This window comes from Akkermansiaceae bacterium, from assembly GCA_019634595.1.
Lineage (GTDB): Bacteria > Verrucomicrobiota > Verrucomicrobiia > Verrucomicrobiales > Akkermansiaceae > Luteolibacter.
Genome location: JAHCBC010000005.1, coordinates 47,589 through 64,735 on the forward strand (window position 1 = coordinate 47,589; position 17,147 = coordinate 64,735).

Annotated in this window: 12 protein-coding genes; 2 read left to right on the top strand and 10 right to left on the bottom strand. The window is 64.9% G+C overall.

What is annotated here, in order from left to right:
• Positions 1–299: 299 nt before the first annotated feature.
• The 10 genes from recF to KF712_18300 all read right to left on the bottom strand — a co-directional run bounded on the left by recF (position 300) and on the right by KF712_18300 (position 14,174).
• Positions 300–1,355, bottom strand: coding sequence for a DNA replication and repair protein RecF (gene recF, locus KF712_18255; GenBank protein ID MBX3742933.1), 1,056 nt, complete (start codon positions 1,353–1,355; stop codon positions 300–302).
• The gene (locus tag KF712_18260) at positions 1,352–3,244 is read right to left on the bottom strand and encodes a DUF4340 domain-containing protein (protein MBX3742934.1); all 1,893 of its coding nucleotides are present in this window, start codon (positions 3,242–3,244) and stop codon (positions 1,352–1,354) included. Before KF712_18260 ends, recF begins: the two co-directional genes overlap by 4 nt.
• Positions 3,245–3,251: 7 nt before the next feature.
• Positions 3,252–4,805, bottom strand: coding sequence for a Gldg family protein (locus tag KF712_18265; GenBank protein MBX3742935.1), 1,554 nt, complete (start codon positions 4,803–4,805; stop codon positions 3,252–3,254).
• Positions 4,806–4,818: 13 nt separating this feature from the next.
• On the bottom strand, positions 4,819–5,589 hold the full coding sequence (locus KF712_18270; protein MBX3742936.1) for an ABC transporter permease subunit: 771 nt from the start codon (positions 5,587–5,589) through the stop codon (positions 4,819–4,821).
• 148 nt (positions 5,590–5,737) lie between these two features.
• A complete protein-coding gene (locus tag KF712_18275) occupies positions 5,738–8,431 on the bottom strand; it encodes a right-handed parallel beta-helix repeat-containing protein (protein MBX3742937.1) in 2,694 nt (897 codons plus the stop codon).
• A 163-nt stretch (positions 8,432–8,594) separates the two neighbouring features.
• The gene (locus tag KF712_18280; protein ID MBX3742938.1) at positions 8,595–9,347 is read right to left on the bottom strand and encodes a hypothetical protein; all 753 of its coding nucleotides are present in this window, start codon (positions 9,345–9,347) and stop codon (positions 8,595–8,597) included.
• Positions 9,348–9,568: 221 nt separating this feature from the next.
• Positions 9,569–12,346, bottom strand: a complete 2,778-nt coding sequence (locus KF712_18285) for a hypothetical protein (protein ID MBX3742939.1) — start codon at positions 12,344–12,346, stop codon at positions 9,569–9,571.
• A gap of 113 nt (positions 12,347–12,459) precedes the next feature.
• Positions 12,460–13,095 carry a hypothetical protein gene (locus KF712_18290; GenBank protein ID MBX3742940.1) on the bottom strand — a complete coding sequence of 212 codons (636 nt, stop codon included), beginning with the start codon at positions 13,093–13,095 and terminating at the stop codon, positions 12,460–12,462.
• Positions 13,096–13,171: 76 nt separating this feature from the next.
• Positions 13,172–13,339 (bottom strand): hypothetical protein, encoded by a 168-nt coding sequence (locus KF712_18295; GenBank protein ID MBX3742941.1) that lies wholly within the window; start codon positions 13,337–13,339, stop codon positions 13,172–13,174.
• Positions 13,340–13,484: 145 nt separating this feature from the next.
• Entirely contained in the window at positions 13,485–14,174 is a 690-nt protein-coding gene (locus tag KF712_18300) for a hypothetical protein (GenBank protein MBX3742942.1), read from the bottom strand.
• 475 nt (positions 14,175–14,649) lie between these two features.
• Here KF712_18300 and gmk point away from each other — a divergent pair, with 475 nt between their 5' ends.
• Entirely contained in the window at positions 14,650–15,252 is a 603-nt protein-coding gene (gene gmk, locus KF712_18305) for a guanylate kinase (GenBank protein ID MBX3742943.1), read from the top strand.
• Between the two features lie 483 nt (positions 15,253–15,735).
• Positions 15,736–17,142: a hypothetical protein gene (locus tag KF712_18310; protein ID MBX3742944.1), complete on the top strand. Its 1,407-nt coding sequence runs from the start codon at positions 15,736–15,738 to the stop codon at positions 17,140–17,142.
• Positions 17,143–17,147: the final 5 nt, after the last annotated feature.

The following is a 17,147-nucleotide window of genomic DNA, read 5'->3' on the forward strand; positions in this document are numbered from 1 at the left end:
GGTGGGGTGATGAATTTATCCGCGAAGCGCGGCTGGCTTTATCCATAGCAATGCCGGGACGGCAGGGAAATCAATCTTATGGCAGGGCAGGTGTATTGAGCAGTGCCGGGTTTCCGCGGGATGGACGTCTGTTAGAGATGCGGTCCGGTTTCACGGGCGGAAGACAGGGGCAAGATGCCCCTGCAACGGCCTGGGCCAGGATGGCCCAGCCACAGTGGAAGAATTGCGGCGGGACGCCGCAATCACGGCCTGCGGCGGGACGCCGCAGCTACGGGGACGCGGCTACGGTTCCGTCCGCTTCACGAAATGGCGCCGCCGGAGACGGTGATGCGGGCCAGTTCTCCGAGGGCGGGTGTTTCCTCCAGCCAGCCGAGGTGGGTGGTGGTGATCCACTTCTGCGCTCCGGCGGGGAGGTGGCGCATGAGGGCGTTGCGGCGGCCGGGGTCCAGCTCGCCGAAGATGTCGTCCATGAGGTAGATGGGGAGCTTCCCGCCGCGCTGCTCGAGCAGGGCGCCCTGGGCGAGCTTGAGCGCGAGGGCGATGGTGCGCTGCTGGCCTTCGCTGGCGAACTCGGAGGCGGGCACGCCGTGGAGCCGCAGTTCGAGGTCGTCGCGGTGCGGACCGACGACGGACTGGCGGAGGCGGATTTCCCGCTCGCGGGCCTGGAGCATGGAGTCGCGCAGGGACGGTCCGCTGGCGGGGAGGTAGCGGAGGGTGAGCGGTTCTTCCTTTCCGCTGACGGAAAGCTGGGCGGCGGCGGCGAAGGGGGAAAGCTCCGCGACGAGCCGGGCGCGGATGGCCATGAGGTTCCCGCCGTGTTCGACGAGGATCTCCTCATACGATGCGATCTCCGCATCGCGCGGGCGGCCGTCCTTCAGCAGGGCGTTCTTCGCCCGCAGGGCGCGGCGGTAGCGCGCCCATGAGCGGCGGTAGGACGCATCGACCTGCGCACCGAGAAAGTCGAGGTAGCGCCGCCTGCCCTCACCCGGACCGCGGATGAGGTCGAGGTCCTCATTCCCCATCCAGACGACCAGGCCGCCGTCGGCGAGGTAGCCGGTCTGGCTGGTCTGCGGCTCGCCGTCGGTCTCCAGCAGCAGGCCGTCGCGGGAGTGGCGGACTTTCCTCTCCTGGCCCCATGGATCTCCGGCGATGCCGAAGCCGGGAGTGCCGATGCGGGCCATGGCGGCGATGCGGTGGGTGCGCGGGGAGTGGAGCCGCACGAGCATGCAGATGGACTCCAGGATGGAGGTTTTCCCCTGGGCGTTGTCCCCGGTGAGGACGACGCCGGAGGCGGGAGCGGCGAGGTCCAGCGACCGGAAGCAGCGGAAGTCCTGGAGACGGAGCGAGGAGATCACGGCTGCGCTTTCTCCAACGGGTCGATGCCGAGCTTGAACGCGGTGTCCCGGTCGATGACGAAGGGGTGCGGCTCCCCGCTGAGCCTGCCGTAGTAGTCGGCGGAGTCCGTCATGGGTGCCAGGGTGAGGGTGCGGCGCTTCCTTTCCCCGGTGTCATCCCCGAGTTCATCGACCTGGATCTCCGAGGTGGTGAGGGTGAAGACCGGGCTGGCCAGGGCGGCCTCCGCACCGGCGTCCGCCAGCGGCAGCCAGCGGGAGACATACACGGAGAGGATGGCGTTGAGCATGGCCTTCGCCTTCGCCGGCTCGATGCGGTCGGTGACATCGGTGTCCCCGATGCGGCCACGCCAGGTTTCCATGGCGTCGTTGTAGGTGAGGTCCAGCGGCGGATCATTCCGCACGGTGCGCTGGACGCTTTCCAGGTCCACCCCGGCGATGGACCAGAGCAGGGCGTGCCGCCACTCATGCGGCTGGATGGAGATGGAGGAAAGGATGGAGCGTTCCATCCTCATGACGGTGGGGGTGCCCTGACGGTTGACAAAGACGCCGCCCTGCTGGTCCATGCCGAAGTTCAGCCGCAGCGCCTGGTTGTTGCCGTCGATGACCTCGATGACGAGGAAGGGCTTGTCGAGCCCCCATTGCGCGAGGTCGGGCGCGGCGTCGCTCTCGATGCCGGTGGCCTTCGTGCCGAGCATTTTCAGCAGGGCGAAAAGGCGCTGCTCGTTGGCATTCTGGGTCACGCCGTTGATCTCGACCTGCCATGGCTTCGGCGGGTCGATGCTGAGGAGGATCCTGCTGCCGGTCAGCGGGGTGATGGAGATGGCGCGGACGTTCTTGATGTTGAGGTGGGTGAGGGCGCGGTCGCGCAGCTCGTTGACGGTGAGGGGCAGGTTGGCGAGGGAGCCGGACCCCGCCTTGCGCGGCAGATGGAAGACGGTGTCCGGACGGTCGCTGATGGTGGCGAGTGACTCGGCGGCGTCCGGAGTCTCCGGCGGATAGACCTCCAGCAGCGTTTCCTTTTCCTGGCCGTAGGCGGTCACGCCGATCTGGAAGGACTTTGACGAGGCGTCCAGGGCGGGCAGCGTCACGGAGCTGCGGTCCACCACGCTGGAGGCATGCAGTTGGACGATGCCCTCCAGCAGGGCGACCATCCGGTCGCGGTCCGTACGCAGATCCAGCGGCTTGACGATGCGCCACGGGGGATTCGGCGTCTCCCCCGTGGGCAGTTCCCGTCCCAGGGTGAGTTCCCCCTGGTCCGTGCGGAGGCGTATTTTCTGGAGGGCCAGCGGATTCACGTAGAAGGGCTGGTGGTCGCGCAGGAGCTTCATACCGTCCTTGAACAGCCCGGAGATGTCGCCGGTGCAGGCATAGACGTGGTCTTTTTTCCCGCGCTCGCGGGGCTGGATGTAGAAGTTGGCGGTGCTGTCACCGGTCTGCGGATTCTCCGTCAGCAAGGGGGTGCGGATGCCCAGCCGGTAGCGGGCGAGGGAGCCGCCGGAGGTGTCCTCCAGCTCGATCTGCACGCTGCCATCGCGCAGGCCGGCCTCCGTGCGGTCGATCTCATCCGTCGGGGCGTGGTCGGTGACGGTGAGGCCGAGGGTGTAGTTGATGATGTTGGCGGCCGCCCTGGGGTCCATGCGGTCATGGGGGGGCGCGGTGGACTTCCAGGTGCTGCCGTCCTTCACGAACTCCAGGTGGATGCCGCCGGACTCCACGGACATCTTCGCCACATCATCCGGGAGGAAGTCCGTGTAGAGACGCTCCCCGGGCTGGACGGGCGGGACGCCGAGTATGGCGTCGAGGTTCCCTTCCTTCAACTGCCAGCCGATGACGCCGCAGATGGCCGCGGCGAGCAGGGCGAGGAAGAGGGTGAAGGAAAAGGAGCGCATGGCGGAATCAGGCGCGGCGGGAGGACCAGACGAACGCCCCGACAATGAGGAGGGCGGCGGGCATGAAGAACAGGTTCGCCCGGTTGATGAACTGCACCTGGCTGTCCAGCAACGGCAGCATGTAGGTGCCGATGGAACGCGGGCCGGTGCCGGTGAGCGATTTCCGCCCGACCAGCCAGTTCACGGAGGAGGCCAGGAAATCGACGTTTTCCGTGCGCTGGCGCGTGGGATCGAGGAAGTCGGTGTTGGCGACGACGATCATGCGGGAGGTTTCGTTCGCGGTGGCGTCGCTGCTTTCATCCCCGCGGGTGACGCTGGCGGCCAGGTAGAGCGGCGGCTTGGAATCCTCCGCGGGATCGAAGACGGGATCGCCCTCGCCGAACTTCGTCTCACCCCAGAATCCCTCCGCCGCGCGGATGAGGCCGAAGGGGGTGATCTTCCGCGTCATGAGATCCTCCGCGCCCTCCCGCACCTCCAGGGAAGAGGTGGCGCCGTTGAACATGGCGGACTGCAGGGCCAGGTCCGAAAGGAAATCCACGCCGTAGGTGTAGGTGCCGCGCGCGTGGGTGACGATGCGGCCACCCTCCCGGGCGATGACGCGGTCACGCTGCGGGGTGACGCCGTTGGTGCGGAGGAAGGCGCGGAGCTTCGCGGGCGTCTCGTTCGCCTTCAGCAGCACCAGCAGGGCGGCGCGGGGACGCTGCCAGTAGCGCTCCAGCACGGCGATCTCCTCATCGGTGAAGTCATACCGTGGCGCGACGAGGGCGATGCCCTCAGCATCCTCCGGGATGTCCTTCATGCCGGCCAGTTCCATGGCGGTGAGCTGGATGTTCTGGAGGCGCAGGTTTTCCTCCAGCGACTTCCATGAGGACTCTTCCCCTTCCGCGTCGATGCGGCTCTTGTCGGAAAGGAAAAGCATCTTCCGCGGGCGGCCCTCGATGGCCTCGACCAAGCGCGCGGTGAGGAGATCCTCGCCCTTGAAGCCGGTGGGACGCCGCTGGCCCTGGTAGGTGGTGTGGACGAGCATCTCATCCGCGACGACGATCTTGACGTTGGGGTTCAGCGCGCGGGTGCCGCCCTGTTCCTGGGCGGTGACGGCGGACTCGTCCGTGCGGGCGTCGATGAGGAGGAGGTCGCGGACGAGGGAGATGTCATACGCGGCGGTGACCTGCTGGGTGCGGTCCGGGCTGCGGAGCGGGTCCAGGATCTCCAGCTCGATCTTTCCGCCGGAAAGGCGGGTATAGTCCTCCGCCAGCGCGCGCACCCGCTCGTAGAACGGGGAGGAGCGGCGGAAGGCCATGATCCATTTCACAGGCTTGTCCCGCTGCTGGATGGCTTCGGACTCCAGGTAGCGGCGGGTGGAGTTGGAGAGGGTGTAGTTTCCGTCCCTGCTGAGGTCCTTCCGCACGTAGTGGAAGGAACTGAGGTAGTTCAGTCCGCCCAGGACGAACAGCAGCAGGACGAGCTGGATGATGGAAAGCGTGCCCACGCCCCAGCGGTTGGGCTTGCGGGGCGCGCCACCGGATTTTTTCCCGGAGATTTCTGCGGAAGCTTCGGACATGAGGGTGGGGAGGTCAGCGCCGCCAGCGGCGGAAATCCACGACCTGGTAGGTCAGGAACAGGACGAAGATGGCAAGGGTGAGGTAGAGCACCGCCGGACGGCTGTCGAACAGGCCGCTGGCGAAGTAGTGGAGGTGCTGGCGGGAGGAGATGTAGTCGAAGAACGCGGCCCCGGCGAAGGAGTTCCCCCAGATGGTGGTGACGTAGCCGAGGAAGTGGAAGATGACCAGGATGCCGATGGTGAAGATGCCGGCGGTGATCTGGCTGGAGGTCAGCGAGGAGCAGAGGCAGCCGACGGCGGTGAACGCCGCGCCCATGAGCCAGATGATGGCCAGTGAACCGAGCAGGCCGCCCGCGGTCCACGCCGGAGGCATGCCTTTCGCCCACTCGAACACCGTCACCCAGTCGAACATTTTGAACTGCACGATGGCGGGCACCCACAGCAATGTGTAGAAAATCATGGCCGCGGTGTACTTCGACGCCACCACCTGCCAGCTCCGCACCGGCGCGGTCAGCAGGCTTTCCAGCGTGCCGCTGCGCTCCTCCTCCGCGAAAAGCCGCATGGTGATGAGCGGGAAAATGAACAGGAAATAGAACCAGAACAACGGCGTGTGGAAGGTGACATACACCAGGCTGTCCTTCACCGGGGTGTCACGGAACCCCTTCATGGCCGTGGAAAGGGAGATCCCCTGCATGATGACGACGAACGCCAGGATGACCCAGCCGAAGGGACTGAGGAAATAGCCCTTCAATTCCTTGAAGGTGAGGATGCGGAAAAGTCTCATGCGGCGTGGGCGCTCTAGGTAGGTGATCCACCGCCCGGAGGCAAAGGGAAAAGAACCGGAGGCAAAGCGGCGCCAGCGGGGGTTTCCGCCCATCGGGGTGCATTTTCCCGGCGAGGGGAGGGCCAGTTCCCGCCGATCCAACATCCCATCACTCCCCGGACATCTCCAGGTTGTCGATGTGGAAGGCGGTGTCCGCATTGGAGATGGCGCTCCACAGGACGAGGTTCGCCTTCGTCCACTCCTTCTTGCACGGGATGTCCGGGTGGTTCGTTCTGGTGCCGTCCTGGCGGGTGATCTCCACGTTCCAGGTGCCGCTGCCGGGGGTGGCGGTCATGCGGACGCGGAACCACTCGCCGGTGGGGATGTCCGCCAGCGGCACGCTGCGGCCGGTGGTCGCGGCCAGCTTTCCATCCTTCCATGAAAGATAGGGGCCCGCTCCGAACTCACCTCCACGCACCTCGAAAAACCACTCCGCTCCGGCGCGTGACATGGCATCGAAGGAAATGCGGATCGGTCCCGGTGCGAACTTCGGGTGCAGGTTCAGCACCGGCAGCCAGGATGGCGTGAGGCCGGGCGCGTCCTGGATCTTGATCGACTTTTTCGACGGGGCGGGGGAGGCGGATCCCGCGCCACCGTCCAACGGGATGGGTGAGGAAGCATCGCTGGTCACGCTGATGGAGTCGCCCTTCTTCTCCTTCGACAGATCCGCCGAGGCTCCGATGATAGGCAACGTGCCGTCCGCAGCGAACTCGAACGTCTTCATCGGGATCGACCACGGCGGTGACGGCCACGGCTTGGAGTCCTCCTCCCAGTTCGGGAAATCCGCCTTTTCCGCCAGCTCGCGCCATGCCTTTCCGCGCGGCCCGTCCGACCGCACGCCGGCCACGGACAGGTCCCATGGCTTGAAGCCCAGCTTCAGCGCCGGGCTGTCCGGCTTCAGGTGGAAATCACGCTTCGCCAGATCGACGAACTGCGGGTCCGCGATGATGGAGCCGCCGTCGCGTCCCTGCTTCCGCCACTCATCCCATGACCATCCCTCGGTCATCTCCGGCATCTTTCCCGTCACTGGCCAGTAGAGGTTCTTCCGCATCACGTAGGCGGTCTTCGGGTCGCCGTGGCCGCGGTTCTCCACGTCCGCCCAGTTGTATTTCGTGCCGTGCAGCAGCTTCGCCGTGTCCGGGTTCCAGACGATGATGTTGTTCTCGTAGATGAAGCTCAGCCGTTTCTCCGGCCTGCTGCGCTGGATCTGCGCGTTCTTGCCGAAGGCGAAAATGTTGTTACGGATGGTGTTGTAGTAGCCGTAGTGCTGGTGGAAGCCGCTCTCCCGCGTGTCATGCACCAGGTTGTTCTCGAACACCAGGCCCGTGCTGCCCTCGTCCGTGTAGAGGCCCCAGCCGCCGTAACGGTGGCTGCTGATGTCATGCACATGGTTCCCGCGCACCACCGTGCCCAGGGACGTGCCCAGATTGTAGAACCCGCCCATGTCACTGGTATATCCCCAGCCGATGTGGTGGATGTGGTTGTTCTCATACCGGTTCCGGTGCGCGACCGTCTCCCCATAGCCCCAGTGCCAGCCCGCGGAGATGCCGGTGTAGTAGAGATCCCCGATGTCATTGTGCATCACCCCGCAGTCGGAAGCATGGCCGACGAACACGCCGATGGCGTCCGGGAAGATCCTCCCCGCGTGCTGGATGATGTTGTTGTCCACCGTCACGAACGCCGTCGTCTTCGTGGAGCCGGGCTGCGTCGTCGGGCCGATGCGGACACCTCCGGCCCCCAGGTCGTGGAGATGGCTGTGTTTCACCGAGCTATGCGCCACGTCATGCCGGAACCACAGCGCGTAGCCGCCCGTGTGGCTGATCTCGCAGTTGTCGAAATGGATGTTCTCAGACCGGTCCACCTCCACCGCCGCGCCCATCATGTGCGCCGCCTGCGGGTCGCCGTAGCCGTCCGGCCCCATCACCCACTGCTGGTGGCGGAAGGAGATCCCCGTGAAGCGGATGTCCTTCGCCCCGTCGATGGTGACCAGCTTCTGCGAAACCGGCGCGGACACCTCCGCCTTTGAAAGATCCTCACCCGGCAGCGGGGAGTAGAGCAGCTCCCCGGAGCGGGAAAGGAACCACTCGCCCGGTGCATCCAGCGCCGCGCGGTAGTTCTCCATGTGAAAGCGTCCGTCCGGCTCGTTCGTCAGCAGCTCGCGCATGCGCGGCCCGTGCATCAGCACCGCGTTCGCCGCCGGGTTTAGCTGCTTCAGGTGGTAGTGGTGGACGTCCCACGTGTGCGGGATGATGATCTCCACATCCCCCGTCTCCTCCGGCTTGATCTGTTGGAAAATGGCGAACGTCGGCGCGCTGGTGGTGAATGCCTGGTACTTCAGCGCCGCCTCCCACTTCTCATCGCCCGGCTTCTCCCCGGGGAAGATCGCGGAGGTCGCGCGGTCCTCCATGTGCAGGAATCCCTTGTTCGGCGTGCGTGCCCGTGTCGCCCGGCGACCGTTGATCCACAGTTGCTGGAAATACCATTTCCCCTCACGGACCTCCGGCACCTCCGCCCGCCACAGGCCGTCCGCCTGCTTCGTCCAGCCGGTGATCCTCCTACCTCCGTCGATCACCACCGCGGCTCCCTCCGCATTCCGGAAGTGGATCCCGGAGTCCGCCGCGCCCAGCGCCACCGCCTCCGTGATGGGGTAGGTCCCCGCCTGCATCACCACCGTCACCGGCTTCGGCTCTTTCCGCGCCGCCTCCAGGATCGCGGAAAAAGGACGGTCCGGTGAAACGGAAATCTCACCCGCAAACGCGGGCACGGCAAGGCATGTGGAAACGAGCAGACAGCGAAGGATCATGTGCGCCATGCAATACGGCAGGATAACGCCGATTTGTCAGTAAGGAGGGACCACACTCTTGTCCTCCGGCTGCAACAGGAACGCAAAACAAAGGCGTCTTGGGAGTAGATCCGCCCATTCCTGCTTCGCCAATGCCGCCGGAGGACAGGAGTGTCCTCCCTCCCTACTCCGGCTTCTGCTCTTTCAGCCACCAAGGGATCTCCATCGCCTGTGCGCCTTCCTTCGCATCCAGGAACGTGTGCATCGAGTCATCCGTGAAGTATTTCCAGAACACCTTCTTCGCTTCCGCATCCATGATGTTGAAAGAACCTTTCGCTTCCTCCCCGCGGAGAAAGTCCCGGTAGGCATCCAGAGGTTCCGGTCCCGCCTGCTGGAAGATCACGCGGCCGCCATATTGCTTGTAGAGCGCGCGGTTCACTTTCCACGTGCGGACGAACTCGCGGGCCATCTTCGTTTCCTCCGCATCCCGCTTCTTCGGTTTGTCCGCCTCCTGTTCCATGGTTTTCAGGACATCCTCCGCCATTGCCAGTTCCTCCTGCTTCTTCTTGCGGTCCGCATCGCTGAGCGTGGCGGACTTCAGTTCCTCCTCCAGGCGCTTCCTGTCCTTGATGAAGCCCTCGCGGGTCGTCTTGTCCATTTCATCGCCCTTGGCGAGGAACGTCTCCACCTCTTCATCCGTCGCCGCGATCTTGTTGTCCTTCGCATACTTCTCCATCATCGCGGTGAAGATGAGGGAGGTGAGCGCCTCGCTCTGGTTCGCCTTGATCGGCTTGCCCAGCACCTCGGCGATCGTGACTGTCTGCTCTTCCGCGTCTTTCTTCGGGGCGGGGGCGACCTCCCCCGTCTCCGGCTTTTCGGGCTGGGCGGGCAGGAGCGGCCCGGTGGCACAGAGGATGATGAATGGGAAAGTTTTCATGGGAACACCACCCTAACCGTGCGTCGGATCCGGCACGGGTCAACCGAAAGGATGGCATCCCGCCCGTGGCGGATTTCATGGCGTGACGGATCCGGGAGGTAGCGGATCTCGTGAGAGATTCGGCGGGATGGATGTCACCTGACAGGAACGCTGCGGTTTTTCCGTGGACTTCCCCACCACCGGAAGTCTCACGACTTCCGCTACGCCTGGAGGCCGAAAGATCACCGCTCCCGGCGTTCCCGGCGGCCCTGTGACGGTTGGCCGTCACCGCCATCGCCTTGGGAAGGCGGACGCATGCGTTCCTGTTGCTGGCGTTGTTGTTCCTGTTGTTCACGCGCTCGTTCCTGTTGCTGACGCTGCATCTCCTCCTGCTGTTCGCGCATGCGTTCCTGCTGCTGGCGCTGCTGTTCCCGCGCCTCCTCGATCTGGCGTTGGCGTTCCTGCTGTTGGCGCTGCATTTCCTCCTGTTGCTGGCGTTGGCGTTCCTGCTGTTGGCGCTGCATTTCCTCCTGTTGCTGGCGTTGTCGCTCGCGGGCCTCCTCGATCTGTTTCTGCCGGGCCTCTTCCTGCTGCTGGCGCATTTGCTCCTGCTGCTGCTGACGGGCCTTTTCGGCCTCCTGCATGCGTTGTTGCTCCTCGCGGGCCTTGGCTTCCTCAGCCTGCTTCCTGGCCTCGTCCTGCTGCTGGCGCATCTGCTCCTGCTGCTGCTTGCGGGCCTTCTCAGCTTCCTGCATGCGTTGTTGCTCCTCACGGGCCTTGGCTTCCTCGGCCTGCTTCTGCTTCGCTGCCTCGTCCTGCTGCTGGCGCATCTGTTCCTGCTGTTGCTGGCGGGCCTTCTCAGCTTCCTGCATGCGGCCTTGCTGCTCTTCGTTGGCCTTTGCCTCCTCGACCTGCTGCTTGCGCGACTCTTCCTCCTGCTGGCGGTTCATTCCCTGGCGGCCTGGTCGCTCTCCGGCTGGCGGGCGGTTCTCGCCGTCCTGTCCGGGCGCATCGGCCCGTGGATTGCGGCGCGGATCCTGTCCGGGCGTGCCGCGGTTGTCAGGAGTCCTGCCACGGCCGTTCTCTTGATCTTCCCGCGTTTCACGATCAGACATGTTCGGGCGGGACGGCGGAGTGTTCGGATCCTGCGGTGGATTCTGCGGAGGAGTCACCGGCTCAGGTCCGGGAGTGGGGACGGCAGGTGGGGTGGGCGTGCCCGGGCGGGGTGCATCCGGTGCATCATCATCACGTCCGCGGTTTCCACGTTCCTCCCGCTGCTGGCCGCGGCCCTCGTTCATGTCCCGTTGGCGTTCTTCCGAAGCGTCACGGCGTCCGCGCGGAGTGCGGGAATCATCCGCTCCGGGGCGGCCCGGCCGGTCAGCGCCCGGAACATCTGGCCGATCAACACCGGGACGGCCCGGGCGGTCGGGGCGTTCGGCAGCGGGGCCACCGGGCATCGGGCGTCCGGGTGGATTTCCCGCGTTTTCGTCCGGGCGATCCGCCGGATCCGGGCGTGGTCCACGGTCGCGGGACGGCCCGCGGTCGGGACGGTTGACGTCCGGACGGGTACGGTCGTCGTCACGGCGTCCATCCGCATCACCCGGGGTGCCCGGTCTGCGTGGTGGATCTCCCGCATCCGGCCTGCGGGGCTGGTCACGCACCACGCGCTCCGCTTCCCTGCGGTTCGACTCCAGGCGCTCACCGCGCTGGCGGTTGAAATCATCCCTGCCTCCCAGGCTCTCCACCGCGCGGTCCGCCTCCCTGCGGCGCTCCTGGCGATTCTCGCGGAAGCGTTCGGAAATTTCCGGCCGCAGTTTTCCCTCACGCTCGATGGAGACGTTCTCCAGACGTTCCCGCACGCGGGACGGACGGAGGGCGCTGTTCCATGGTGCGTCGATGCGCGGTCCCGCGACGCGCAGTTCATCTCCGGAAACACGCGGGCGCATTTCCAAGGGGTCGCGTCCCGGACGGCGCATCTGGTCACGGCTCAGGCGATAGAAGGGAAGGGGGGCGGAAACCTGGTCACGCACGCGGCGGTATTCCGGACCACCGACGATGACATCCCGGTTCCGCCAGTGGATGTTGGTGATGTTGCGGGTGTTGCGGAACAGGTCGTTGTTCCGGGAAAACGGCAGGCAGTGGCTGCGGATGGGGGAGGAAAAGTTCTTCACCAGCACGAAGCTGAACCAGGAGGAGCTGATGCCGAACTCCACGTCGATGTTGTTCCCCCAGTTCCGCCCGCGCCAGGCGAGCGTCTCCGGCGGCAGCGGCGCCCAGCCGATGGTGTCGCCGCTTTCCCGCCAGGAAACCCAAGCGGGCGCCCACTCGTCACCGGGCACCCACACCCAGCCATGGCCGCGCACCAGCGCCCAGCGTCCGTAGTGGTAGCACGCCCAGCCGAACGGCTCGTCCGACATCCACGTCCAGCCCCGGTCCGTGCAGGCCCAGCGGCCGACGGTGTACGGCCGCCAGCCGGAGGACCGTACCGCGGCGGGCTGATAGACGTAGCCGTAGTCCACCGTCTCGATCCATGAACCGTAGGCGGAGAGGGGTTCGTAAAAAGTGGTGTAGTCCGCCACCGGCAGCGCATCCAGAGGCGCGTCCTCGATGTAGCCGGAGCCGATGGCCTCACGCCCGGCCAGGTCCAGCTCGCGGTCGTCCAGATCCTGCTCCCGGCCGGCCATGTCGCGGTGCTTCGCGTCCAGATCCGTCTCCATCTGTTCCACGCGTCCTTGGCGTGCGGCCAGGTCACGTTCCCGCTTCGCCAGCTCCGCCTCCGCCGCGGCCTTGTCCCCGGCCTGCCTGGCCAGTTCCTCCCTTTCCAGGTCGAGCGCGGCGCGCTCCCGCTCGATCTCATACCGTTCACGCGCCACGCGTTCGTTCTCCAGTTGCTGCTGGAGTTCGTCCGCCTTGCGCTGGAGGTCGTTGACTTTGGTGTCGGTGTCACCGGATTTCCGGTCACAGCCGGTGGTGACGAAAAGGGAGAGGACGGTGAAGGTCGCGGCGATCGGGGTTTTCATGGCAGGAACTTTGGTTACGGTGGATGGGACGGAACCACCGGAGGACAATATTCACCGGGAAATCCCTCCGGGGGGAAATATTTTGTCGGAGCCGCTGGATGGAAAAAATTCCTTCACCGCTGCCCCAGCACGGCGATCTCGAAATCCACCCGCGCCGGTCCCGCCTTTCCGCCCGGGATCTCGTTCCGCACCACCTTCGTTCCCAGCAGTTGCTCCATCATCCGCTGTTCCATGGTGATGGCGCGCGGATACTTCTCGAAAACGCGCTGGAGCGGATGGTGGTATTCCTCGATCCGGAAGCCCTTCGCCGGTTCATACTTGCAACGGCCGAAGCAGCCGCTCTTTTCCCGCAGGCCCGCCAGCAGCGTCGCCTTCTCCACCATGGACTTCGCCTTCGCCAGCTTCGGCAGCCACTGCTCCTGCTGGTGCTGGAAATACTGGAACAAAAGGCGCTCCGGCGCGCTCTCGCCGAAGATCGGCTTCAGGCTCTCCAGCACATCGAGGGTGAACGCCGCCCCCGCCTCCGGGAACAGCACATCCGCCTTTGCCGTCAGGCGGTAGAAGATTTCAGGCCGTCCCACCTCCGTCCTCGGGATGCGGGAGCGTTCCAGGTAGCCGAGTTCCTTCAGATCCTCGCAATACTGCTTCACCGCCATGTAGCTGGCGTCGATCCTGCGGGCCAGTTCGCTCACCGGCAGACCGCCGGAAATCTTCAGCTCCCCGATGGTGGCGACCCATTGGGGTTTCACGAGATCCCGGAAGCCTGCGCGAAACATGGAAGTTCCGTGAGTCTGGGCCGAACCGTCCCGGACGCAATCTGGAAAATCAGGAGCGCACCCGGACAGGGATCATCGCCGGCTTGAACCTTGGGTTCATGCGGGCGGCTTCCTGGCCGGCGCGTTTGAGCAGCGCGATGAGGGAAGCGGTGATGAAATATTCCTTGAGCAGCACTTCGCGGCTTTCCCCGTTGCGGGTCTTGCGGTTCACTTTCATGACATTCAGGTTTCTATCAGACCGGGCATCATTTCCCGGATGGTCAACTGATAGACCCGGTGGGGCACATCGCAAATGGAAGATGGCCTTTCATTTGTAATGCGGGAAAAAAGGGCGGGAAGCCGTGGGACTTCCGCAGCCCCGTTCACTTCTCTTTGTAGATCACCTGGATGTTGACGGGCTTTTTCGCCTCCATGGTGAGGTTCACGGTGATCTCCTTGTCCGCGGTGGAGACGGAGCGGCTGGCGGTCCGGTTGCCGCCCAAGGTGCTGCGGTTGCTGGAAGCCGCGCCGAAGCCCCCCTTGTCCAGTTCCGCGTTGAAGAACGCCTCCACGTCGTCGAATGGTTGGGTGGATGTCGCGTTGTACATGCCCGCCGCCTTTCCGGCGGTCACGGCGTGGAAGACAGCGGGGGTGCCGGAGATGGCGGGCGGGCGCGGCACCCAGGCAGGCACTTCGGTAAAGTCCGCGCCGCCACCCAGGCGGGTCGTGTTGCCCGCGGCGTCCTTGAAGGAAAATCTCCCCTCCGTGATCTCCTTGTAGTTCACGGTGTATTCCTCGCCGGACTTCGAGCGCACGGTGATCTCCCCCTTGCCACGGTCGGACGAGACTTTCTCCAGGTCCGGATGCGTGGCGATGACGATCTCCGCCACCGCCAGTTCCTTGTCCGCCTGGAATTCCTTGAACTTCTTCACCCCGAAAAAGCCCAGCACGCCGACCACCGCAATGATCACGACGACGATGGCCCCGCACCCGATCCCCACCCATGCCGGGCCGGACAAACCTTTCTTCGGGAGCGGCGGAACCTGTGGCGGGTAGGGATGCTGGCCATTCATCCCGCCCGTCTATCAGAGGAGCGGGGGAAATCCAAACAGAGAATCCGGAGCACGCGCGGAAGGCACCATGGTGCGCCAGCTCATGGGGGTGCGCGGGCATTGCGCCAGCTTGTGGAGTGCGGCGGCCCTCCGCCGCTTTGGCGGTGGATGGCACCTGCCAGACGATGTGGTTGAAACCACCACGTCCCAACTTGCGGATGGCATCTTCACTCCGGGGAAAGTCCCACCCGCGACTGATAGCGGCAGAGACTGCCGCACTCCATGACGCTGCCGCGTGATGGTGCGCGACCACGGGCGATGAAATGGGCGGGGTAGCGAAGGTCGTGAGACCTTCGGCCGGGGGGAAGTCCTTTGGGGACCGGGGCCGGTTTGTCTGATGGGGGCCACCCCGCCGAATCTCTCACGAGATTCGCTACAGAGAATCCAGACTGGCATTTTCACCGTCAGCGGTGCCGAATGTCCGCCCACCATCCCCATGTCCCTCCGCACAGGCATCCTCCTCCTCGTTTCCGGTCCGTCCGGATCCGGGAAAACCACCCTCTGCAAACGCCTCTCCCACTCCGGGGAGGCGCGGCATTCCATTTCCTGCACCACCCGCGCGCCCAGGGCGGGGGAGATCGACGGGGAGCACTACCACTTCGTCACGCTGGCGCAGTTCGAGGAAAAGCTGGCCGCCGGGGAGTTTCTGGAGCACGCCCTGGTCCACGGGAACCGCTACGGCACCCTGCGGTCGGAGGTGTTGGGCTATCTGGAGTCCGGGGCGGATGTCGTGATGGACATCGACGTCCAGGGAGCGGCCCAGGTCCGTGCGTCGGACGACGATGCCATCCAGCGCGCGCTGGTGGATCTCTTCGTCATGCCGGAGAGTGAGGACGAACTCCGCGCCCGGCTGGTGGGCCGGGGGACGGACAGCGAGGAAGTCATCGCCCTGCGCATGGAGAATGCGCTGGTAGAGATCGCCCACTGGCCGGAATACACCTACCGCCTGCTGTCCCGCACCCCGGAAGAGGACTACACCCGCTTTCTTTCCCTGCTGGTCGCCGAGCGTCTGCGCATTTCGCGGAGCGTTGTTCCATAGATCCGGAGATCACCCGGGTAAGGGTGAAATCTTCAACCACGGATGGACGCGGATGGACACGGATCCATTCCTTTGGATCAGAGGATGGAACGTCATCCGTGGAAGGCAGGGACGCCATTCCATGGCGTCAGGCGGGGGCAGTGCCTGACACCTTGCAGTGACCGGTTTTCCTCCGTAGCTCCCTTTGGAAGATTGGAAAAGGCCATCTGTGAAGCGGAATCATGGGATGACGGGACATCCACCCTGCCTGACGCCATGGAATGGCGTCCCTGCCAAAGAATGAACCGCTCCGGGGCCAACTTTTCAGGACGATGCTCCGGATGACCTTTGGTCATCTTTCTTCGATCTGTGTCCATCCGTGGTTCATCCTTTTTCATGCTTGGTGCAGCCGTTTTGCAGAACTTTTGCAGAACAATCATGTCCATTTGGCGCGGACTGCGGTGGGATGATCTTCACTCCGGGGTGTAACCCACACCACCTGCCATGAAGAAAAAACTCCGTCATCATCCGGCCCTCCTCATCCTCGGACTGTCCCTCGTCACCGCCACCGCGCAGGAGGCGAACCCGTTCGTGAAAAAACCCGGCGCGAAGGAATCCACGCCGCCACCACCCGCGGGAGCCGCCGTCCACCGGCTGCTGGAATACATCGCCGTGCCCACCGCCGTGCTCGACCAATGGCAGGAAACGGATGGCGATGCGGCGAAGTTACGGGCGTCGCTCCAGCCACTCATCGACGACGGGAAAGCCACGCCCATCCACACCATGTTCGCCAGCGGCACCCGGGAGCGCGCCATCCGGGTGGACACCATCGCCGAGCAACTCTACCCCACGGAGTTCATGCCATCCCCTCCCACCGGCTGGCCCTATCCTACCGCGTTCGAGACCCGGAACATGGGCATCTCCGCCAACAGCTTCTGCGGTGCATCCGCTGACCATGCCTTCCACCTGGAGTCGGAGTGGGTCATCCTTTCGGAGGTGCTTTTCTACCATGAACTGGCACGGCGGACCAGCCAGCCGGGGGATATGTTCCTGCCCTGCTTCCACGCCCACAGCTTCCAGTGGAAGCAGGAGAAAACCCACAATGATCCTTTCGGAAACACCAGCATCGGCACCCCGCGGAACACCCTCCTCTCCAGCCCCACCTTCACCGCGGGAAAGGTCCACCTCGTCAGCCGGACGCAGTTTCCCGGCAGGACCGACGGCATGTCCGTCGCGGTGTTCTTCCGTGGCGACATCCAGGCGGAGGCGCCTGCGGCAGCCCCGGCAAAGGGACCGGAGGAATACCGCATCAACGCCCGCCTGGTGAAAATCCCGCAGCGGAAGTTCTCCGCCTGGATCCAGTCCCAGCCTACCGGCGACATCGCCGCCACCGCGTGGGAAGCCCTCGGCCTTCCCGGCGGGGAGGGCATCACCCTGGTGACCGAGCTGGCCGGGACCAGCCGCAAGGGCGAGCGGACGGGCATCAACCAGTGGGAGGAATACATCTATCCCACAGAGTACGTGCCATACGGCTTCAAGAACCGGAACGAACCCATCGCCCCGCAGCCGGAGGATGCGAAGGCGGAGGTCCAGTCCACGGCCACCGCCTATGAGACGCGGAACCTGGGGATGACCGCGGAAGTGAAGCTGACCGATGACGCGCAGGGCCTGCTGCTGGACACGGAGTTCTACTACGTGTGGAAGCTGGGGGACACCGTCTGCCGCCGCTTCCGGGATGGGAATGAATGGCGGCCGGACATGACCATGCCGCTGTTCTCCTCCTACACCTATACCTCCAGCATCCGCCCGCAGCGCGGGAAATGGATGCTCGCCAGCACCGGGTCCACCTTCACCGCGCAGGGCCAGCCGGACCCGGAGAGCACCATCCTCACCTTCATCCGCATCGACTGACGTTC